Source organism: Oribacterium sp. C9, from assembly GCF_002007235.1.
Classification (GTDB): Bacteria; Bacillota; Clostridia; order Lachnospirales; family Lachnospiraceae; genus Oribacterium.
Genome location: NZ_MUHW01000001.1, coordinates 65,516 through 86,181 on the forward strand (window position 1 = coordinate 65,516; position 20,666 = coordinate 86,181).

Sequence of the window (20,666 nt, forward strand, 5' to 3'; positions counted from 1 at the left end):
CATGACTAAAAAAACACGACTTAAAAAATGAGAATTAAGTTTAAAAATTAAGCTGAAAAGATAATAGTCTTATCACATTTAATTTCAACCACCTGATTCGGATCCATGGAACCATTTGAAATCATACCAAGAAAAGAATCGACAGATGTATTTGTCATTTCAATATCTAAGTGTGAATTAAAACGGTAAACACTGATTTGGTGGTCTCCATTAAGCTGTGACAGAACCTTACGAATTCTATCCATCGCTATCCCCTCCTTATATTGATATCAAAGAGCAGAATAAATGCCAAAAACAAGTTGATGATCAATCAGATATATAATCAACCGGCAAAATCAAAATACTCTATAAACAAGTTTTAATTATAGCATATTTACATCAAATAGTCACATTAAAATCAAAATAATAACGCATTATGCACAACGGATATCAAATTCAAAGCCTGATTTATAAGGAAAAACATATATATTGTACATGCAAGTGAGCGGATAATTTGATATATTTTGTGGTACAGAATAATGTCGTTATGAAAGGGAGATAAAAAATGATCGATGAAAAGAAAATAAACGAATTCAGTGAAATGGCAGGGATCAAGTCTAAGAGAGACATTGAAGGAGGCGAGTCCCTGATGGAGAACTATATAAAAAATGCAAGAAAGTTTACATTAATTGGAACAGTAGGAGTCTTTATAGGGTTAATATGCATTCTGACCATAAGGGAACAGAATAATCCGTTTATGATACTTGCAGCCATAGTGATGTTTGCAGGGGCGCTTATAGCAGTGACAGGAATTTCCTCGTTAAGAGCAGAAGGTATGCTCAGGACTTTTGCGCAGATAGCTTCCATGCAGCCAACAACAGCTTCTATGAAAGATCTGGAAAAGGCTATAGTGCGCTGTGGTATGACGGGTGTTCGCAAGCAGGTTAAGTTCCAGATAGAAGCTGCTGTTTCAAAATATGAAAAGCTTGAAGGGGCTGATCTGGAGCTGGCTGAGGAAGTAAGAAGATCCGGTCAGAAACTGCATGTGAAAAGAATAATCTGAAACAGAAAATAGACACATTCAGTAACAACTGTACGATATTAAAAAATAATAATCTTTTTGTCTATGATAGTTTATAATCTGTGTAAAAATCACAAAAAATATTAATGTTTACATTAGGGCATTGCTATTTAATTCCTATGGTGGTAGTATTCCTTGCGATTATAAAATCCATGGTTCTGAGATATTTTTGTATACAGAAATTCAGTCTATACGGAAGATATACTATTTGTAAAAAGTATTAAAATCTCAAAAAGTTTTTGTTTGAACTATGGAAAGAATTAAGACATGGTGATATAGTGCATTTCATCACATGAGTTAAAAAGTGTTGGGTATAGAAAAAACATCCCATTTTTTTATTTTCAGGAGGAGTGATACGATGAGTGAATTAAGCATTATGATTCCGGATCGTGAGGCCGTAAGTGATTTTGTTGAAGTAACTTCAAAGCTTCCGTTTGATATGGATATCGTTCAGGGATCAAAGATCGTTGATGCCAAGTCAATACTTGGAGTTATATACATGGGTCTTGGAAAGGTTCTCAGCCTTAAGTTCAGAACAGAGAATCTTGCAGACGTAAAGTCATCACTTAAGGATTTTATCGTAGAGTGATATGTTAAATCTTTTAGAAGCGCTTGGATTGGGATGAATACCGATTCAGGCGTTTTTTATTTTATATAAGCACAGTGGCATTATATTAATTAATATTGGCATTTCTCCAATACCTGCTTTAGTTGTGGTAATATGAATCCAGGATGAGGTGTATATGCAGATAGAAATACAAAGATGTAACAGGAAATCAATAGTGATAAGTGTTAACAGTAAGGCGGAGGTAGTGATCAAAGCGCCTTACAGGACAACTGATACTGAAATACAGGAAGTATTGAAAAAAAGAGCTGCATGGATCAAAGAACATGTGGATAAGGTAATGAAGGAGAGGGAGAGAGCCGAGTCACTGGAACCGATTAGTAGCGAAGAACTGCAGAAATTAGGTGATAAGGCTGTTGAATTTATTCCAAAACGTGTGGAATACTTTGCAGAGAAGGTGGGGGTCTCTTACGGCCGTATAACCATAAGAAACCAGAAGACCAGATGGGGAAGCTGCAGTTCCAAGGGAAATCTGAATTTTAATTGTCTTTTGATGTTAACACCTCCTGATATAATAGACTATGTAATTGTACATGAGCTTTGTCACAGGAAAGTGATGGATCATTCTATTAAGTTCTGGGCTGAAGTCGAGAAGGTTCTTCCTGACTATAAAAAAAGGCGTAAATGGCTAAATGACAATGGTGGAGTGATAATAGGCAGAATGGAATAGAGAAAGCCCCGTTGGTACTGTCAGAGTACCAACGGGCTTTTTATCATCTTCTGCGATTTCTTTTTTTGGAGCGGCTGTTCAGAAGTATATCACGACGGGCCTTCTGCTCTCTGGTAAGGTCATGAGTGTGTTTAAGCATACGGGAGCGGCGTCTCCTTCGTATAAACTCCTCATGTCTTTCTAAGAGGTAGTATATTCCGAATACACTGATGGCAATCAGTCCAATCAAAGCAAGGATAGATACAAGCCTGATGATAGGCTTTTGGATCTCTATACGTCCTTCCTCCTGATTCAAGACCACAGGTGCGTGATTCTCGGCGCTTTCAACAGGCAACTGCCCTGAAACTGTAGGATGTGTGCTGTCACTATAGCTTACGCTGATGCTTTCAGGAACTGTTTCAACGATATTAGATTCGGTTTTTGCCTGTTCACTTGAAGCTGAGATATATTCATCTGACTGATCTGATAGCCTGATGTAGGCATTGCCGACAGATTTATCACCGTATGTATAGTCAATACGTGCGAATGCACCGTCTGTTTTTTCCGAATCATTTAATTCGTAACTTATGGAGCTTGAAACATCATCAAAGGATGCATCGGCAGGAAGGGTGACATGATATGAGGACGGGATGTCAAAGCTCAGAGAGTTTACCAGCTGAATACCATCTACCTTCAGGTTACTGGAAAGCTTATTTATCTTTGCATCATATGCTGCAGCCTCGTAGGATTTGAAATTCTTGTATCCGAAATCAAAGAGTTTTTTTGTATCTGTATATTGTGAGTTATGTCCGTTGAGAATTACGGATATAAGTGTCATTCCGTTCTTTTCACAGGCTGTTACAAGTGTATTTCCTGCCAATGTTGTATAACCGGTCTTTCCGGCGAAAACACCGGGGTAATACTCCGAATAACTCTTACGCATCATGTGATGGTGGGCATAAACTGTATTTTCGCTATCTGTATCATTGGGATACTTTGAGATGGGAGCGTGAGTATATACCTGAGCAGCATCGATAGCCCTGAAGGTATCGTTTTTAATGGCGTACTGCATTATCTTTGCGAAGTCATAGGCACAGGTATAGTGGTCAGGATTGTTAAGACCCGAAGGATTCGCAAAATGCGAATTGATGCAGCCGATATCTGCGGCCTTTTCATTCATCATATCAGCGAATTTCTCATTTGAGCCTGCTATATATTCCGCGAGAGCGTTGGCACAATCGTTGGCTGAATGCAGAAGAAGGCCATAAAGACAATCTCTTACAGAAAGTTTATCTCCGGGAATCGCACCGATGATTGTGGAGTTTGGCTCCAGATTACCGTTTACTGCTGCATAAGAGAAGGTGACTTTATCTTCAAGATCCTTGCAGTTTTCAAGAACAAGGACTGCAGTAAGTACCTTAGTAATAGATGCAGGGAAGTATGCTGTTGTGGAATTCTTTTCATAAAGTATGGCACCTGAGTCCGCATCAATAAGTATTGCACCCTCTGAATTCAATGAAAAGTCAGCCTGGGGCCATGAAACGGCTGCAAATCCGGTAATCGGAGTGAGTTTTAATGAATCGAAAACCTTGTTGACAACTTCCATGGAATGTGGATAAGCAGATGCGGTATCTGATATAGGGGTACCGGAGATGTTATATGTTTGTATGGAATTTGCTATAAGAAATGTGGCAGACAGAGCGAAAAACACTCGTCTGCCGAATTTTTTTATTTTTTTAAAAGAATAATTATTTTGTATCATTTGTTTCTTCTACAGTCTTTTTTAATATAACACTTACCTTGTAAAGATCACCATCTATAGTTATAACCAGTTCACCGTTCATAAGCTTGGTAAGGCTCTTTGCAATGGAAAGACCTAGACCTGAACCCTCTGTGGTACGGCTTACATCACCACGGACAAATCTTTCAGTAAGTTCCTCAGGAGAAATGTTCAGAGGACTGGATGAAATGTTCTTGATGGTGCAGGAAGCTGTACCGGATTCCTCATCATCAGTTATATCAACATATACTCTTGAACCACGTAATGCATATTTGCAGCAGTTGTTCAGAAGATTTTCTATTACTCTCCAAAGATGTCTGCCGTCGGCACTGATCATAACAGGATGATCCGGATAGTTGAGAATGATATCCAGTTTGGCTGAACTTGTTTTATCCTCAAATTCACCTAAAGCCTGTTCAACTATTTCGTTATAGTTGATCTCTGCAAACTCTATCTTCACATTTCCGGAGCTTGCCTTACTTGCCTCAACCAGATCTTCGGTAAGAGTTTTTAATCGGTTGGATTTCTGGTCAAGAACATTTATGTATTCCTGAACCCTCGGATTATCTATTTCTTCACGCTTGAGAAGATCAACGTAACTTATGATCGAAGTTAATGGTGTCTTGAGATCATGTGAAACGTTAGTTATAAGATCAGCCTTGAGACGTTCTGATTTTACCTGTTCATCAACTGCTTCGCTGAGACCTGTAGCTATACGCCAGGTATAAAAATCTATGGCAAGAATGATGATAAAGATGGCTACAGCAGCGAGGAATGCCTTTAAGCTCTGATTATTTATGAAGTGTACAAATAGAAGCACTATCATAATAAATGCAAAGGTATTGGGCAATACAAAAAGGATATAGCTGAAAAGTCTGGAGCTGGTTTTTTCTGCACTTTTAACATAATAACCGAATATATCACATATCTTTTTCAAAAGTGAAGATGACCATAAACGATCTGCTTTATATTTTCTGATAAGAGAAAAGGTCATGGGGAAGTATACCATGTATTTCATCAGCAGACTGAGACTGGATGTCCAAAAGTACCAGTTATCTATAGTGCCGATGATTCTTTCCACAGACTCAAGTATCTCTGGAGACAACGTATCAGCTATGAATCCCCATAAGAAGATGATACATAATGAGATCTCGGTAGGACAATTATCTATTTTATACAGATGAATTTTGGAATCGTTTTTATCACTACTGCGGCCGCTCCAAAGTACAAGAAGAATAAGAGTGAAGACAGTAGTGAGGCTGGAAAGAACCAGCATGGTGAGACCAACAACGCTTGTCACATGGTGCTCTGTATATTCATTGGACTGCCTTTGAAATGTATCCTCATTAGGGAAGGAAGTATCTATACCTACAGAAAAACGATATTGAGAGGAACTTGATCTGAAAGGATTACGTGCCTGTATAAGAGGAATCAGATTCTGAGGAAGGCTCATGAAGTTCGTTGAAACCTCAAGGGAATTGGAATCGGCATAGGCAAAGCTTGGAAGATTGCGGATATCCTCTTCTGAACGTGCAGGATCGTTGGTGAATGTGATTTCATCTTTTTTTGATGTGTAGGTTATATTGAAATAAAAATTGGTATTTTTATTATCGAATTCACTTTTTACAGCATAGTAACGGGCAAGATAAGTGAGTGCTTCTTCAGCGAGAGCGCCAAGGGACATCTGCCCGTCAGTAGGGCTTGTCTGCTTGTAATCCGGAAGATATGCCCTGTACTGCACTATGATCTGATGGTTCAATTCGTCCTCTGCTTTTGAAATGGTTCTTGCTCCATCATGTTGAAGCTGATTCCATGCATCAAAGTAATATCCCATGGATCTGGCGTATTGTATAAGGTAATCCAAAGAATATGAAACATTTTGCCCCTGAACATCTGCCTGGGCGATAATGAGCCCTAGATTAAGATTTCCATCTTCCTCAAAGATGTCTGTCAGCTGTACATAATCAAAAATATCCGTCATCATGTGATTCGTCTGCTCTTCAAAGGCTGAACTGTTCACATAATTCGGCTGACGCACATATTCAAGTGCAGCTCCGTCTGCAGCACCGAGAGTCAAAATGCCTACACTGCAGATGATCAGGAGGAATGAGATTATATTGATAAATGTAGTTATTATTTTTTTCATAAGGTCTAAATAATGTAAATGCCGGGAAAGAGAATTATCTCCAACCCGGCGAAATGTTGTGTAAAGTGTTCAGAAATAATTGGAAATGTTATTTAGCTGCATCCTGTTTTTCGATTTTATATCCTACGCCCCAGACTACCTTGAGGTATCTTGGCTCACGGGGATTTATCTCGATTTTTTCACGGATGTGACGAATATGAACAGCTACGGTGTTGTCGGCACCGATGGCTTCTTCGTTCCAGATTGAAGTATAGATATCATCGATAGAGAAGACTTTTCCGGCATTTTTTACTAAAAGGAGAAGTATGTTGTACTCTATCGGTGTGAGCTTTACAGGATTGCCATCAACCGTTACTTCCTTGGTATCATCGTTCATGAGGAGACCACCGCAGGCATAGATATTGTCATTATTATCAGCTTCACCGATATTACCTAGCTGGGTGTATCTGCGGAGCTGAGATTTTACACGGGCCACCAGCTCTAAAGGATTGTAGGGCTTGGTGAGATAGTCGTCTGCACCGACATTAAGACCGAGGATCTTGTCATTATCCTCACCTTTAGCCGATAACATAATGATAGGAATAGAACTGGACTCTCTTATCTTAAGGACTGTATGGACACCATCAAGTCCAGGCATCATAACATCTATGATCAGAAGATCAACCTTGTGCTGATCCATGATCTCGAGAACATCATAACCATCATACGCTTTAAGGACGTTAAATCCTTCGCCGGTCAGATAAATAGATATAGCTTCAACGATCTGCTTATCGTCATCACATACGATTATTGTCTGCATAAAAAACCTCCTGTTGGCAGGTATATAGTATCAAGGATACTAATAAACTACATTATTATACATTATTGATTTGTTCAATGCAAAGAGCGGGAAATATGAGTGAACAATAGAAGAAGATTTACAACCTAAAAGTAAAGTAATAAAAAGCTTCCGGTACCGTTCCGGAAGCTTTTATCAGCCATCAAGTTATGCGGCAGGAGACTCCTGAGCTACCTCCTGAACAAACTGTTTGTTCAGATATGCATCACGACCGTTGTAGTCGATCATGATCCATTCATCATCAGGAGAACCCTTGTATGTAACCTGCACTCCTGCATCAAGTACCTCAAGTACCTCACAGTTTGTATTGGGTTCGGTACGAACCTTGACACCGGTGGTTGTCACCCATACAGATGAAACAGCAGGTGTCTCGGGAACAGCTGTGGTCTCTGGAATGGTTTCCATAGTAGCCTGTGTTGTCTCTACAGCTGTTTCTGTTGGAGCCTGAGTTGTCTCAATAGTTGGCTTTGATGAGCCGCCGTTAATGATTTTAATAAGTATGATAAGCAGGATCACACATGAAATAGGGATGAGAAACTTCATGATGTTATAAAGATCCCATTCAACTCCCTTTTTACGTTTAAGTCTACGGTTTGGATTATGACCGGAGCGTCCGGATCTCTGGGCTGAAGAACGACGTCCGGAGGTTCTGGAAACACGTTCACTGTCCCTGAGCGGTCTGGTGGGGCGTCCATTACGTCGGTTTCCGCTACCTCTCATATCGGATGAGCCTGAAGATAAAGGAACATTTACTGCATTTAAATCAGAATAGCCTGCGGATACAGAGGGCTGATCAGGTACCTGTGGTTCTGAGTAGCGACCATCGTAAGGATTTCTGCTTACGGTATCAGTATCTGCTTGTCTGTTCTGGGCAGAATCGTATGAAGCAGCTGCCGGTCTTGACTGAAATGAATCAACATAAATATTTAGCTCATCACGAATAAGCGAAAAGGATTCGTTTGCTGCCTGAGATGTAGGTGTTTCTCCGGTCTCTGCCTGTTCCCCGTATATACGGATGGCATGATAATTGTCCCTGGATTGGGAAGAAATAAGTTGATTATCAAAGAGCTGATCTATATCATTTTCCAGATTGTTGGACACAAGTACAGCTCGATCAATCTGCATACGTACAAGCGCTTTAAGGATACGCTTGTCTATTATAAGTGCTTCTCCGTATTGTCCGTTTAATATATTCTGTTGTGCCTGACTTAAATCATTACGAATCTTTCCCCAGATGTTAGCTTCTCTTGGCGTTGGCATGAAAAAAACCTCCTTAACGGAAATAATGATTCAGATAATAGAGAATCGAGACAGAAAAAAGAGACATTCTGCGAATCGGAAAACTCATCTTTTTATTAAATATTCCCGAATATTTTACTTTTATTATACCCAATTTCAAAAATAGCTTCAAGGGAACAACAAGGTAATTGCTTGATTTTTAGTACATCAAAGCCGATAGCTTATGTACTTGCCGAAAAAGGGTTTCTATGTTAAACATAGTAGAAATAAATTTTACGGAGATGTGAAAGAGATAATTACAGAAAGGTTAATATAATATGAGATTGAGACATATTACAGGATCAGAGGATTTTGTGGCAAATTCAGAGTATGTTACCCATGATCCGGAGAAGAACAAGGGTAAGTGGAGAGAATATTTCGGCAATGATAATCCCATAAGAATCGAAATAGGAATGGGTAAGGGACAGTTTATAGAGGCTCTTGCAGCTAGAAATCCGGATATCAACTATATAGGTATAGAACGTTATGATACGGTCATACTTAAGGCTATCAAGAAGAGAGAGCTTCTTGAACAGGAAGGAACAGATCTGTCTAATCTTACTTTTATTTCTATAGATGCAAGACTTCTTGCAGATGTTTTTGCACCTGGTGAGGTTGACAGAATTTATCTTAATTTTTCTGATCCATGGCCAAAGGACAGACAGGCAAATCGCCGTCTGACAAGTCCGGTTTTCATGAAGATATACAGAGAATTTCTTAAGTCTGACGGACAGCTTGAGTTTAAAACCGATAATATGGGACTGTTTGATTATTCTTTGGAATCTGTCCCTGAATCCGGATGGAAGCTTTCTCAGGTGACCAGAGACCTGCATAATGATCCTTCTATGAATGAAGGAAATATTATGACCGAGTATGAAGAGAAGTTTTCTGCAAAGGGAAATCCTATATATAAACTTATTGCAGTACAGTGATATACGTAATAGAAATTACAGGCTGAAATAGTGGAAATCAGCACTTTATTTCAGCCTTTTGAAAAAAATTCAAAAAATGATTGACAAGTATCATTGTATTTTGTAATATAAATGAGCGCTGTGAGGAACGGCGCAGAGATATGCACCTTTAGCTCAGTTGGTAGAGCAGCGGACTCTTAATCCGTTTGTCCAGGGTTCAAGTCCCTGAAGGTGCATTTTTTGTTGCCTTAAATCGAAAAGTTGTCCAGGAAAACCTAGGTTCTTTAGAGAATCAAGGTTTTTTTTATTGTAAGAATAAAGTAACATGAAATTATAATCGTAATGTTATAATTTTATGACTAATGGAGTGGAATTGTGTGCTATCATATCGTGCACAGAGACATTACTTAAGAGGTCTCGATATAGATTGTGCTCCGAAGGAATGCGGAGGAATGGAGATATTTATGTTCAATCGTAAATTATTGCGAGGAACTTCACTGTTACTGACTGCAAGTATGCTTATCATGACTGGTTGTGAGCAGCAGATAAGTGCGACCGAAGGAACAGAAAGTGAATCGGAGATAGTTGTTACAACTGCTCCTGAGACGGAATCAGTTGAAATGGTAGCCGCATTGGGAATTAATTCCAATGTTTTGCCATCTATAGCAGGAGTAACAGTGGATGATTCGGCAGAGGAGCTGGCACCTGTTAATCTTACAGTCGGTGTTATAAACTCCGTAGTTAAGGATCTTCAGCAGAGACTTATGGATCTCGGATATATGGATCCCGATGAACCTACAACATATTATGGAGAGGCCACATCTCTTGCCGTACAGTACTTTCAGAGACAGGCAGGTATGGCCATGGATGGAATCTGCGGCGTTGGAACATGGGACGCCATCATGTCGGAAAGTGCTCCACATTATGCACTGAAGCTTGGATTTCAAGGAAATGATGTAACCCATGCTCAGTATCGTTTATATAATCTGGGATATTTATACAACGGCTCTGATATAAACGGAATATATGATGAAACTACAATGAACGCGGTCAAGAAGCTGCAGGAAACCAACGGACTTACTCCTGACGGAATATACGGTACAAGTACATATAATCTCTTGTATTCAGATGAAGTTAAGGCCAATGTTGTAGCCCTTGGAGAGCAGTCTGATCTGGTTAAGAAGTATCAGCAGATACTTATAAATCTCGGGTATCTCGACGGAGAAGCAGATGGTAATTTCGGATTGGGAACACAGAATGCCATAAAGGCTTTCCAGTCCAGAAACGATCAGGTAGTAGACGGATATCTGGGACCGGATACAAGAACAGCTTTGGATTCACCCAATGCGATTCCGTTCGCTATGCGTCTCGGAGAGCAGTCAGAGTCTGTTAAGGAACTTCAGCAGTATCTGGTGAAGTATGGATACCTTTCATCAGATAAGGCAACAGGTTACTTTGGAGAGCTTACAAAGAGTGCAGTAGCTAATTTCCAGAGAAGAAACGGATTGACAGCAGACGGACTCGCTGGAGCCAAGACCATATCACTTCTTCACAGCGGAAATGCAAAGAAGAATACGACTACAAGCAGCTCTTCAAGTTCCTCAAGCTCAGGCAGCTCATCGGGTACAGCATCCGGTGCAGCAGGAACAGGCGGAACATCTGCAGTTACGATCCCTTCTACTTCAGCAGTAGGAGCAGGTGGAGCGACAGTATCAGGTTCAGCTGCGGCCCTTATATCTATTGCTGCATCAAAGATAGGATGTCCATATGTATGGGGGGCAAAGGGACCTAACAGTTTTGACTGTTCAGGTTTTGTTTACTGGTGTCTCAATCAGGCAGGAGTAGGTATTTCTTATATGACTTCATCAGGATGGAGAAATCCTGGAAGATTCAAGAGAGTATCCTATAACGAGCTTCAGGCAGGTGATATAATCGTAGTATCGGGTCACGTTGGAATCGTTGCAGGTGGCGGAACCATCATTGATGCGTCATCATCTAATGGTCGTGTAGTTCACAGATCACTGGGATCATGGTGGGCAAATCACTTTATCGTTGGATGGAGAATTTTTAGTTAATATGTAAAAGAAAAGCGGTATCGTTCCGAAAGGAACGGTACCGCTTTTTTTCTAAGTTCAGTCGACGGAAACAGATAAGACGGAATTTCGGGATGAGATAAGGCAAACATGATGTCATATCCCGTTTGATTTAAAGAGAAAAAATTTGAAAAATAAATACAGCTGGAATCAAATCCTTGTTTCTGTCACGAAGGTGTCAATGAGCCTTGCGGCTGCAGTGGAAAGATTTCTGGATCTGTCTATGACGAGACAAAAGGTTCTGTCCGGTATTGGTTCCAGCAGAGGAACCCTGTATACAAGACCACGTTCTATAGCATCAGCGGCCAGTGCCTCTGGATAGAAACCAACGCCCAGATCATTTTCAACCATAGGTAGTATCTGATCAGTTGATGATGCTTCAAGTTCAGGCTGAAAAGTCAGCTGATGATTTAGAAAGTACTGTACATAAAGCTCACGTGTACCCGTATCGCGTCCTACGCTTATGATAGGATATCGGTTCAGCTCCTTTAGAGACATGGGACTTTTGGTAAGATGCTTATAACCGGGTCCAACTATGGGTATTTCCCTGAAATTAAACAGCGGATCCATGGTGAAAGGTTCACGGACTGTAAGGGGAGTGGTAACAAGGGCAAAATCCGCAGAGCCGTTCTGGAGGGTCTTTATTGCTTTCGGAGTTGCGTGATTGGAAATACGAATGCTTATTTCAGGATATTTGCTTTTGAAATCATGCAGAACAGGAAGCAGAACAAGTCTCAGGGCGTTTTCGGAAGCGGCTATGGTTACCTGACCGGATTCCAGATTCACATCTTTATCAAGCTCCTTTTCACCAAGTTCCAGCTGCTCAAAAGCGATAATTACGTGTTCATAAAGTCTCTGTCCGTTTTGAGTCAGTGTAATTCCCCGCTTTCCGCGATGCATAAGCTTACATCCGAGACTTTCCTCAAGATGGTTCATGGCTCTGCTGACATTCGGCTGATTGGATCCGAGCACCTTTGCTGCCTGAGTGAAGCTTTTGAAGGTTCCAACATAGTAGAAAATCCTGTAATAATCATAAGAAATCATAATGATAAATAGTCTCCTATAGATCGATAAAAACAAGAAGATTAAATTCTTTTGATAAAAAATTAAATTTAATAGGGTAAAGAAGCGAAAAAAACAGCAGTAAAAAGACTTGTTAAAATTCTTAATATGAATGGGATAACAGGTTATATGTTGTCTTTTTCTGTCGCATATATAAGTGTATGGGGTGAAAATAATAAAAAAATTTGCAAAAAATCCGGGCTTTAAACTCCATCCTCGAGGACAAATTATCATCAAAAAACTCTAATTTTTTATCGAATTTATAAGACGAAATATAACAAATCTGACAATACATGTCAAATTGATATGAGCAACATGTAAAAAATACGGCTTGAATATTAAAAAACCGGAAATATAATAAGGTCGCACGAGTTTTGATATATGTAAAAAAACATAGATCAGAACTTTTAATTCACTATAAAAGTTAAGAATGGAGGTAGTAGAATGGAGCACTTTACCGAGGAACTCCAGGAACAGTTGCAGGTATCGACCGCGTTTACTGTTCCGGTGTTCGGAGGAATTCAAGTTGCCGAGTCAACAGTTATCACATGGGTGATCATGGCAGTGCTTGCTGCATTATCAATTTATCTTGGTTCAAATCTGAAGGTCAGAAACCCTGGTAAGCGTCAGCAGCTGGCTGAGATGATAGTCACATGGTTCGATAACTTTACCGGGGAACTTCTTGGAGAACATGGAAAGCAGTACAGCACCATAATTTCCGTTATTCTCATCTACATCGGATTTTCAAATGTCATCGGGCTTTTTGGATTGAAGCCCCCTACAAAGGATCTTAACGTAACAGTTGGTCTTTCGATTATCAGTATCTTCCTTATCGAGATCGCAGGATTCAGGAAAAAGGGAGCGAAGGGCTGGGTAAAGCATTTTTCGGAGCCGGTAGCTATAGTAACTCCGATTAATATTTTAGAGCTTGTTATCAGACCTTTGTCACTGTGTATGAGATTGTTCGGTAATGTACTCGGTGCATTTATCATCATGGAGCTTATCAAGATGGTAGTTCCTGTTGGTATTCCTGCCATCTTCAGTCTTTATTTTGATATTTTTGACGGACTCATTCAGGCATATGTATTTGTTTTCCTGACATCCCTTTATATTCAGGACGCAACAGAATAAAAATTAAAAAAGAAACTAAATTAATTATTTTATTATTAAAGGAGAATTATTTATGAGCATGACAGCTATTGGTGTAGGTTTAGCAGCACTTGCATGTTTAGGAGCAGGTCTTTCAATCGGTATCGCAACAGGTAAGGCAGCAGAGGCAATCGCAAGACAGCCTGAGGCTGACGGAAAGATCATGAGAATCCTTCTTCTCGGTTGTGCACTTGCGGAGGCAACTGCAATTTACGGATTCGTTCTTGGTATCCTTTGCATTTTCTTCCTTAAATAATTTTATATTGTCAAATTATTTGAAATTACAGGAGAAGAAAACACATGTTAAGAGTAGATATCAATTTATTATTTACTATCATCAATCTGCTGGTACTTGTTTTTCTTATGAAGAAGTTCCTCTTCAGTCCTATCCGTGTTGTGCTTGAGAAGCGTCAGGCTGAGATCGAGGAGTCTTATAAGAAGGCAGAGGAGACAAATACAGCTGCTAATGAACTTAAAGCAAAGTATGAAGCAGGTCTCAATGACATTGAGGAAGAGCGTAAGCAGACTATAAATAATGCCAAAATTGAGGCTTCAAAGGAATACGATGAGATCGTAAATAATGCCAATAAGAAGGCTGACAAGATTCTTGCAGATGCAAAGCTTCAGGCAGCAAAGGAAGCTGAGACGAAGCAGCGCGAGATGCAGCAGCAGATGGCTGTTCTTGTTGCAGAGGCGGCATATAAGATCGCAGCTTCACAGGACAGTGCAGCAAATGACAAGAATCTGTTCGATCAGTTCCTCAGCAGCAACAGCCAGCCAACCAACAAGAATGATCAGGAGGCATAATAGTGAGTCTGAATGCCAGAGAAATAGCAGAACGTCTGATTCAGTTACAGGTTTCAGCAAGCGTGATGAAGGCTACTTCACGTATTTTTGAAGTATTGCCGCAAACCGCATCTCAGCTCAGTGATCCGACTATAGATTTAGCAAAGCGCAATGATGTAGTTGATAGTGTATTTCCTACAGAAGTCAGAGGAATACTGAAAGAACTCTGTGATGAAAACAAGCTTTCCATGTGGAAGGAGATCGCTGATCAGTATAAGAGCATACGTGCCAATGCAGAGAAGCAGCTCCATGTTCAGCTTAGATATGTAACCAGACCTTCTGAAAAACAGCTTCTGGATATACAGAAGTTTGTATTTGATAAATATAATACTCAACATTTTGAGTTTGATATGACAGAGGATAAAAGCTTAGGCGGCGGATTTATCCTCGAGGTTGGAAATGATCAGTATGACTGGTCTACAAGCGGAAGAAGAAACCAGTTCCTTGAGCAGCTTAAGGTGACACGTTCCGGACTAACCAGTGACGCGGATATCCTTACCATCCTTCAGCAGAGTGTCAATAACTTTGATCTTAAGGCGGAGAAGAAGGAGATCGGTTTCATTGAGAGTATAGGTGACGGCATCGCCATAGTTAACGGACTCGATCATGCCATGTATGGTGAAGTTATTTCCTTTGACAACGGTACAAAGGGAATGGTTCAGAATATCGAGAGAGACAGGATAGGTGTAATCCTGTTCGGTGATGAAACAGGTCTTGGTGAAGGAAGCAGAGGTATCCGTACAGGACGTATGGCAGGTATCGGAGTTTCAGACGATTATCTGGGAAGAGTTGTAGACGCTCTCGGAAATCCTATAGACGGTCTCGGCGGAATCAATGAGGTTGAATACAGACCTATAGAACAGCCGGCTCCCGGAATCATCGATCGTCAGCCTGTAAATGAGCCTATGCAGACAGGAATCCTTGCTATCGACTCCATGTTCCCTATAGGAAGAGGACAGCGTGAGCTAATCATCGGAGACCGTCAGACAGGTAAGACTTCCATAGCTCTTGATACTATACTTAATCAGCATGATAAGAATTGTATATGTATCTATGTGGCCATAGGACAGAAGGAATCTACTGTAGCAGCGCTGGTTGAAAACCTGAGAAAACACGATGCTATGAAGTATACCTGCGTAGTAGCCGCTACAGCAGCTGATCCTGCACCTATACAGTACATAGCGCCTTATTCGGCAACATCACTTGCCGAGTACTTTATGTATAAGGGACACGATGTGCTTATCGTTTATGATGATCTTTCAAAGCATGCGGTAGCATACAGAGCACTGTCACTGCTTCTTGGACGTTCACCGGGACGTGAGGCATATCCTGGAGATGTATTCTATCTCCACTCAAGACTTCTTGAGCGTTCCTGCCATCTTAATGATAAGCTGGGCGGAGGATCTATCACAGCCCTTCCTATCATCGAGACTCAGGATGGAGATGTTTCCGCATACATACCAACCAATGTAATTTCCATCACAGATGGACAGATCTTCCTTGAGTCAAACCTTTTCTTCGAAGGTCAGCGTCCTGCGGTTAATGTAGGTCTTTCTGTTTCCCGAGTTGGCGGAGCAGCCCAGGCCAAGGCTATGAAGAAAGCTTCGGGATCACTTCGTATCGATCTGGCTCAGTACAGAGAGATGGCTGTATTTACACAGTTCTCTTCAGATCTTGATCAGAATACAAGAGATCTTCTTACTCAGGGTAAGGTACTGATGGAGCTTTTGAAGCAGCCGTTAGGATCTCCTATGTCCCTTAGCGATCAGGTCATAACTCTTGTGGTTTCACTTAATCATAAGATGATGGATATTGAGCCTAAGAGGGTTAAGGAATTCCAGGGTAAGATGCTGACATATTTTGCCCAGAGATATCCTGAGATCGGCAAGAATATCGAGATCTCAAGACTTCTCGGTGATGATTCAAAGAATCAGATCCTTAATGTGGCAGACGAGTTTAAGCGTCTTTGGGATGAAAAAGACGGACATTTTGAGCTTTCTGAAGAAGAAAAGTGATTGTAACTATGATTGAGCTGTACCGAGAGCGGTATAGCTCAATTAGAAATAGATTATAATGAGGATTAAATAGTGGCAACCATAAGAGAACTGCGAGACAGAATCTCGAGTATTGATAATACTTTAAAAATAACAAATGCCATGTATCTTATCTCCAGCACGAAGCTTCGTAAAGCAAAGACGGAACTTCAGCAGACTGAGCCGTACTTTTATACACTTCAGACCATGATTCAGAGAATCCTCAGACATCTGCCTGAAGATTTCACTCATCCGTATCTCGATCTCAGAGAGAATCTCCGTGAGACAGTGGATCCCGTTGATTATCGCACCGCTATTATCTGCGTTACTGCTGATAAGGGTCTTGCGGGAGCATACAATCATAATGTAATTAAACGTACAGAAGAGCTTCTCAGAGAGAGACCGAAGCACAGATTATATGTGGTCGGTGAAATGGGACGTGTTTATTTCCGTTCCAGCGGAGTAGATGTAGATGAGCAGTTCCAGTACACAGCACAGAATCCGACTTTGCATCGTGCCCGTGTTATAACAGGTAGAATGCTGGATCTTTTCCAGGAAGATAAAATAGATTCCGTTTATATCGTATATACGAGAATGAAGAATTCTCTGGAGATGGTAACGGAGACAGAACAGCTTCTTCCTATCGATAAGATCAATGGCGGAATATTGGGCAACAATCAGATACCTATGGTGGCAGGAATGGAGGATTTCAGACTTCGTCCTACACCTAAGGCAATTATCGACAATGTTATCCCTGACTACATCAATGGTTTTATATACAGTGCGCTGGTAGAGTCCTTCTGTTCCGAGCAGAATGCAAGAATGACTGCCATGGACGCTGCCAACCGAAGCGGCAACAAGCTTAGACAGGAACTGAGCATCCAGTATAACAGAACCCGTCAGGCTGCCATCACACAGGAAATAACTGAGATAGCAGCAGGAGCGAGAGCCCAGAAAAAACGGTAACGGATAAAGAAATCGAAGTACGCTTTATATATAGGAAGAAACAGCTTATGTAAAGTGTTGATGAGTGAGCAGAGGGCAAAGCATTGTCAGCTGCCATAAGGAGATATATATGCAGACAGGAAAGATTGTGCAGGTCATGGGACCGGTAGTAGATGTTGAATTTGAATCAACGCCGCTTCCGGAGATCAAGACCGCACTTACAGTAGATAATCATGGTACGAAGTGTACCATGGAAGTTGCCCAGCAGTTAGGGCGCAGTACCGTTCGCTGCATAATGCTTACAGCGAGCGAAGGTCTCGAGAGAGACATGGAGGTACAGAATACAGGGGCCGGTATAACTGTTCCTGTAGGTGAGAAGACACTGGGAAGACTTTTTAATGTTCTCGGTGATGCCATAGATGGACAGGCGGCTCCTGAAACAGAGGAGCGTTGGGAAATCCACAGAAAACCTCCTAAGTTTGAAGATCAGAATCCTGTTCAGGAAGTTCTGGAAACAGGCATAAAGGTAATAGACCTTCTGGCACCTTACGCAAAGGGCGGAAAGATTGGTCTTTTCGGTGGTGCAGGTGTAGGTAAGACCGTCCTTATTCAGGAGCTTATCAGAAACATCGCTACTGAGCATGGCGGATATTCCATATTCACAGGTGTAGGTGAGCGTTCCAGAGAGGGAAATGATCTTTACAGTGAGATGACAGAAAGCGGTGTTATCAAGAATACAGCGCTTGTATTCGGACAGATGAACGAGGCGCCGGGAGCCAGAATGAGAGTTGCGGAGACAGGTCTCACCATGGCGGAGTACTTCAGAGATGTTCAGCATAAGGATGTACTTTTGTTCATAGATAACATTTTCCGTTTTGTACAGGCTGGATCAGAGGTTTCTTCCCTCCTCGGAAGAATGCCTTCAGCAGTAGGTTATCAGCCTACTCTTGCAACAGAAATGGGACAGCTTCAGGAAAGGATCGCTTCCACCAGAGAGGGTTCCGTAACATCTGTTCAGGCAGTATATGTACCGGCGGACGATCTTACTGATCCGGCTCCGGCAACAACCTTTGCCCACCTTGATGCGACTACCGTTCTTAGCCGTAAGGTAGTTGAACAGGGTATTTATCCTGCTGTAGATCCGCTTGAGTCATCATCAAGAATTCTTACAGAGGAGATAGTCGGTAAGGAACACTATGAGACAGCTCAGAGTGTCTTGCGCATACTCCAGAAGTATAAGGAACTGCAGGATATCATCGCCATCCTCGGAATGGAAGAGCTTTCCGAAGAGGATAAGCTGACTGTATATCGTGCACGTAAGATACGTAACTTCCTTAGCCAGCCGTTCTTTGTTGGAGAACAGTTCACAGGTGTTCCCGGAAAGTATGTTCCTCTTGAGGAGACAGTCAAGGGCTTCAAGGCTATCATTGACGGTGAGATGGATGAGTATCCTGAAAATGCATTCTTTAATGTAGGAACCATAGAGGATGTCAAGAAGAAGGCACAGGATATCTCAAATGCTGAAGCGAAGAAGATATAAGGAAAGAAGCGGTTTATGCCGGTGGGGATAAATTGCCTTCGTGACCTTGATCTGTGTGAGCGACAGAGATATTGATATTTTTTGTAATAGATTATGGGAGGTTTTGAAATGGCAGAAACACCAACGTTCAGCCTGAAGGTAATAGCTTCCAATAAGGTCTTTTATGACGGACCGGCAGAATATCTGCAGATTATTACACTTACCGGTTCACGTGGATTTATGGCGCATCATGCACCATGTATAGTTGCCGTAGAGACCGGTACCATGAGTATAGTGAAGCCGGGAGGAGAAAGGGAGACCGTTGTAGTAAGTGGAGGAATCTGTTCCTGTGCAAACAACAGACTTACAGTGCTTGTAGATACCTGTGAAACAGCTGACGAGATCGACGTACGAAGAGCAGAAGAAGCAAAGGAAAGAGCTCTCGAGCAGCTGAGACAGAAACAGTCCGTAGGAGAATATAAGATGACCCAGTCAGCCCTGGCGCGTGCCCTGACCCGACTGGAATTCTCCAGCCAAAAGAAACACTATATTTGATCAGCCGTTGCAAACGCAACAAGACAAGGAAGCAACCTCGCTGCAAGTTTACTTGCAAGCGAGGTTGCTTTTTTGGATTGTTATGTGGCAATGCCACATAATCGGCACGTAGCACGAAGTGCTATGCCGCAGATTGCGGTGGCAATGCTAATCATAACCAAAAAGAAATAGAAATCCACAATACAAAATTATAAAATGGATAGAGAACTCTTGATAGAAAGGCAAACCCTATGAAGACCATAAATGAACTTAAGATAGGTTATATCGGTTTCGGGAACATGGCAGGAGCCATCGCTCAGGGACTTATAAATTCAGGATTCAAAGCATCCAATATGTACGCTGTGGCGGGACATTTTGATAAGCTAAGTGAGAAATGTGAAAAAATGGGCGGTATCAATGCGCTTTTGGATCCACTGGAGCTTGCATCTGCCTCGGATATAGTTTTTATAGCGGTAAAGCCAAATAAAATAAAGGATGTAATTACTCCTCTTGCAGAAGCTTTGTCAGAGGAAAAAGTGGTTATATCCATAGCATGGGGTTATGACTTTGAAAGATATTTCGAAGAAGATGTACTGAAGACAGGTACACATCTAATTTGTACCTGCCCCAATACTCCTGTTTCCATAAACAAGGGAATATTTGTGGCTGAGAACAGGCACTCTCTCGCAGAGGAAGAGCTTAAATCTGTTGAAGAGCTCCTTTCAAATTTAGGAAGACTGATATTTGTTGATACTAAGCTTATGGGAGCATCAGGAACAGTATGCGGCTGTGGTCCGGCATTTGCTGATCTTTTCATGGAGTCAATGGCAGATGCGGCTGTAATGTATGGTATTCCGAGAAAAACAGCCTATGAGATGGTTTCTGCCATGATAGAGGGTAATGCTGCTCTCCAGCTTTCAAGTGGCAAGCATCCGGGAGAAATGAAGGATGAGGTCTGCTCTCCGGGAGGATCCACTATAAGAGGCGTCGCGGCCCTTGAAGAATATGGATTAAGAGCAGCGGTTATAGCTGCAATAAAGGCTATTCAGGAGAAATAAACATTTAAATATTGACTAAATTCCGCTTACAGGAATCATCATATGTTAATCCCAACGATAAAAAACTTGTAAGTATTACGTAAAAAGTGTATTATATAAAAAATATTGGCAGAATTATGCCGGTTTAGACATTGAATACC

Annotated in this window: 19 protein-coding genes and 1 tRNA gene; 14 read left to right on the forward strand and 6 right to left on the reverse strand. The window is 41.2% G+C overall.

Going from position 1 to position 20,666, the window contains the following annotated elements; genetic code table 11:
- Window positions 1–47: 47 nt before the first annotated feature.
- The gene (locus BXO88_RS00305) at window positions 48–245 is read right to left on the reverse strand and encodes a hypothetical protein (RefSeq protein WP_078035807.1); all 198 of its coding nucleotides are present in this window, start codon (window positions 243–245) and stop codon (window positions 48–50) included.
- 299 nt (window positions 246–544) lie between these two features.
- Between BXO88_RS00305 and BXO88_RS00310 the strand changes: the two genes are divergently transcribed.
- The 3 genes from BXO88_RS00310 to BXO88_RS00320 all read left to right on the forward strand — a co-directional run bounded on the left by BXO88_RS00310 (window position 545) and on the right by BXO88_RS00320 (window position 2,355).
- Window positions 545–1,042: a hypothetical protein gene (locus tag BXO88_RS00310; protein WP_078035808.1), complete on the forward strand. Its 498-nt coding sequence runs from the start codon at window positions 545–547 to the stop codon at window positions 1,040–1,042.
- 376 nt (window positions 1,043–1,418) lie between these two features.
- On the forward strand, window positions 1,419–1,649 hold the full coding sequence (locus BXO88_RS00315) for an HPr family phosphocarrier protein (protein WP_044995602.1): 231 nt from the start codon (window positions 1,419–1,421) through the stop codon (window positions 1,647–1,649).
- A 154-nt stretch (window positions 1,650–1,803) separates the two neighbouring features.
- A complete protein-coding gene (locus BXO88_RS00320; protein WP_206099941.1) occupies window positions 1,804–2,355 on the forward strand; it encodes a M48 family metallopeptidase in 552 nt (183 codons plus the stop codon).
- A 43-nt stretch (window positions 2,356–2,398) separates the two neighbouring features.
- Here BXO88_RS00320 and BXO88_RS00325 read toward each other — a convergent pair whose 3' ends face one another.
- The 4 genes from BXO88_RS00325 to BXO88_RS00340 all read right to left on the reverse strand — a co-directional run bounded on the left by BXO88_RS00325 (window position 2,399) and on the right by BXO88_RS00340 (window position 8,358).
- A complete protein-coding gene (locus tag BXO88_RS00325) occupies window positions 2,399–4,096 on the reverse strand; it encodes a D-alanyl-D-alanine carboxypeptidase family protein (protein WP_139355461.1) in 1,698 nt (565 codons plus the stop codon).
- Complete coding sequence (locus BXO88_RS00330) at window positions 4,083–6,260, reverse strand: sensor histidine kinase (protein ID WP_078035810.1); 2,178 nt, start codon at window positions 6,258–6,260, stop codon at window positions 4,083–4,085. The genes BXO88_RS00325 and BXO88_RS00330 overlap by 14 nt, the downstream gene beginning before the upstream one ends.
- An 88-nt stretch (window positions 6,261–6,348) precedes the next feature.
- Window positions 6,349–7,059 carry a response regulator transcription factor gene (locus tag BXO88_RS00335; protein ID WP_078035811.1) on the reverse strand — a complete coding sequence of 237 codons (711 nt, stop codon included), beginning with the start codon at window positions 7,057–7,059 and terminating at the stop codon, window positions 6,349–6,351.
- Window positions 7,060–7,245: 186 nt separating this feature from the next.
- Complete coding sequence (locus tag BXO88_RS00340) at window positions 7,246–8,358, reverse strand: SH3 domain-containing protein (RefSeq protein WP_078035812.1); 1,113 nt, start codon at window positions 8,356–8,358, stop codon at window positions 7,246–7,248.
- 296 nt (window positions 8,359–8,654) lie between these two features.
- On the opposite strand from BXO88_RS00340, the gene trmB reads away from it, so the two are divergent.
- From trmB to BXO88_RS00355, 3 genes are all read left to right on the forward strand, one after another.
- Window positions 8,655–9,308 (forward strand): tRNA (guanosine(46)-N7)-methyltransferase TrmB, encoded by a 654-nt coding sequence (gene trmB / locus BXO88_RS00345; RefSeq protein WP_078035813.1) that lies wholly within the window; start codon window positions 8,655–8,657, stop codon window positions 9,306–9,308.
- 142 nt (window positions 9,309–9,450) lie between these two features.
- Window positions 9,451–9,523: transfer RNA gene (locus BXO88_RS00350), tRNA-Lys, on the forward strand.
- A 216-nt stretch (window positions 9,524–9,739) separates the two neighbouring features.
- Window positions 9,740–11,362 carry a C40 family peptidase gene (locus tag BXO88_RS00355; protein ID WP_078035992.1) on the forward strand — a complete coding sequence of 541 codons (1,623 nt, stop codon included), beginning with the start codon at window positions 9,740–9,742 and terminating at the stop codon, window positions 11,360–11,362.
- Between the two features lie 168 nt (window positions 11,363–11,530).
- Here the strand turns inward: BXO88_RS00355 and BXO88_RS00360 are convergent, their stop codons facing one another.
- Window positions 11,531–12,424 (reverse strand): LysR family transcriptional regulator, encoded by an 894-nt coding sequence (locus tag BXO88_RS00360; RefSeq protein ID WP_078035814.1) that lies wholly within the window; start codon window positions 12,422–12,424, stop codon window positions 11,531–11,533.
- A gap of 462 nt (window positions 12,425–12,886) precedes the next feature.
- On the opposite strand from BXO88_RS00360, the gene BXO88_RS00365 reads away from it, so the two are divergent.
- From BXO88_RS00365 to proC, 8 genes are all read left to right on the forward strand, one after another.
- Window positions 12,887–13,573 (forward strand): F0F1 ATP synthase subunit A, encoded by a 687-nt coding sequence (locus BXO88_RS00365; RefSeq protein WP_078035815.1) that lies wholly within the window; start codon window positions 12,887–12,889, stop codon window positions 13,571–13,573.
- A gap of 58 nt (window positions 13,574–13,631) precedes the next feature.
- Window positions 13,632–13,847: an ATP synthase F0 subunit C gene (atpE, locus tag BXO88_RS00370; protein WP_029199782.1), complete on the forward strand. Its 216-nt coding sequence runs from the start codon at window positions 13,632–13,634 to the stop codon at window positions 13,845–13,847.
- Between the two features lie 44 nt (window positions 13,848–13,891).
- Complete coding sequence (gene atpF, locus BXO88_RS00375; protein WP_078035816.1) at window positions 13,892–14,398, forward strand: F0F1 ATP synthase subunit B; 507 nt, start codon at window positions 13,892–13,894, stop codon at window positions 14,396–14,398.
- A 2-nt stretch (window positions 14,399–14,400) separates the two neighbouring features.
- Window positions 14,401–16,452: a F0F1 ATP synthase subunit alpha gene (atpA, locus tag BXO88_RS00380; RefSeq protein ID WP_078035817.1), complete on the forward strand. Its 2,052-nt coding sequence runs from the start codon at window positions 14,401–14,403 to the stop codon at window positions 16,450–16,452.
- Between the two features lie 72 nt (window positions 16,453–16,524).
- The gene (gene atpG, locus BXO88_RS00385; RefSeq protein ID WP_044995590.1) at window positions 16,525–17,436 is read left to right on the forward strand and encodes an ATP synthase F1 subunit gamma; all 912 of its coding nucleotides are present in this window, start codon (window positions 16,525–16,527) and stop codon (window positions 17,434–17,436) included.
- A 109-nt stretch (window positions 17,437–17,545) separates the two neighbouring features.
- Window positions 17,546–18,955 (forward strand): F0F1 ATP synthase subunit beta, encoded by a 1,410-nt coding sequence (gene atpD, locus BXO88_RS00390; RefSeq protein ID WP_078035818.1) that lies wholly within the window; start codon window positions 17,546–17,548, stop codon window positions 18,953–18,955.
- A 108-nt stretch (window positions 18,956–19,063) separates the two neighbouring features.
- A complete protein-coding gene (atpC, locus tag BXO88_RS00395; RefSeq protein WP_078035819.1) occupies window positions 19,064–19,489 on the forward strand; it encodes an ATP synthase F1 subunit epsilon in 426 nt (141 codons plus the stop codon).
- Between the two features lie 230 nt (window positions 19,490–19,719).
- A complete protein-coding gene (gene proC, locus BXO88_RS00400) occupies window positions 19,720–20,526 on the forward strand; it encodes a pyrroline-5-carboxylate reductase (RefSeq protein ID WP_078035820.1) in 807 nt (268 codons plus the stop codon).
- Window positions 20,527–20,666 lie beyond the last annotated feature (140 nt).

What these genes read in the sequence shown, in the direction of transcription:
- atpD (WP_078035818.1), top strand. Translation starts at nt 17,546, where the DNA reads ATGCAGACAGGAAAGATTGTGCAGGTCATGGGACCGGTAGTAGATGTT.
- BXO88_RS00340 (WP_078035812.1), bottom strand. Translation starts at nt 8,358, where the DNA reads ATGCCAACGCCAAGAGAAGCTAACATCTGGGGAAAGATTCGTAATGAT.
- trmB (WP_078035813.1), top strand. Translation starts at nt 8,655, where the DNA reads ATGAGATTGAGACATATTACAGGATCAGAGGATTTTGTGGCAAATTCA.
- BXO88_RS00330 (WP_078035810.1), bottom strand. Translation starts at nt 6,260, where the DNA reads ATGAAAAAAATAATAACTACATTTATCAATATAATCTCATTCCTCCTG.
- atpF (WP_078035816.1), top strand. Translation starts at nt 13,892, where the DNA reads ATGTTAAGAGTAGATATCAATTTATTATTTACTATCATCAATCTGCTG.
- BXO88_RS00365 (WP_078035815.1), top strand. Translation starts at nt 12,887, where the DNA reads ATGGAGCACTTTACCGAGGAACTCCAGGAACAGTTGCAGGTATCGACC.
- atpC (WP_078035819.1), top strand. Translation starts at nt 19,064, where the DNA reads ATGGCAGAAACACCAACGTTCAGCCTGAAGGTAATAGCTTCCAATAAG.
- BXO88_RS00335 (WP_078035811.1), bottom strand. Translation starts at nt 7,059, where the DNA reads ATGCAGACAATAATCGTATGTGATGACGATAAGCAGATCGTTGAAGCT.
- BXO88_RS00320 (WP_206099941.1), top strand. Translation starts at nt 1,804, where the DNA reads ATGCAGATAGAAATACAAAGATGTAACAGGAAATCAATAGTGATAAGT.
- atpE (WP_029199782.1), top strand. Translation starts at nt 13,632, where the DNA reads ATGACAGCTATTGGTGTAGGTTTAGCAGCACTTGCATGTTTAGGAGCA.
- BXO88_RS00355 (WP_078035992.1), top strand. Translation starts at nt 9,740, where the DNA reads ATGGAGATATTTATGTTCAATCGTAAATTATTGCGAGGAACTTCACTG.
- BXO88_RS00325 (WP_139355461.1), bottom strand. Translation starts at nt 4,096, where the DNA reads ATGATACAAAATAATTATTCTTTTAAAAAAATAAAAAAATTCGGCAGA.
- BXO88_RS00305 (WP_078035807.1), bottom strand. Translation starts at nt 245, where the DNA reads ATGGATAGAATTCGTAAGGTTCTGTCACAGCTTAATGGAGACCACCAA.
- proC (WP_078035820.1), top strand. Translation starts at nt 19,720, where the DNA reads ATGAAGACCATAAATGAACTTAAGATAGGTTATATCGGTTTCGGGAAC.
- BXO88_RS00315 (WP_044995602.1), top strand. Translation starts at nt 1,419, where the DNA reads ATGAGTGAATTAAGCATTATGATTCCGGATCGTGAGGCCGTAAGTGAT.
- BXO88_RS00310 (WP_078035808.1), top strand. Translation starts at nt 545, where the DNA reads ATGATCGATGAAAAGAAAATAAACGAATTCAGTGAAATGGCAGGGATC.
- BXO88_RS00360 (WP_078035814.1), bottom strand. Translation starts at nt 12,424, where the DNA reads ATGATTTCTTATGATTATTACAGGATTTTCTACTATGTTGGAACCTTC.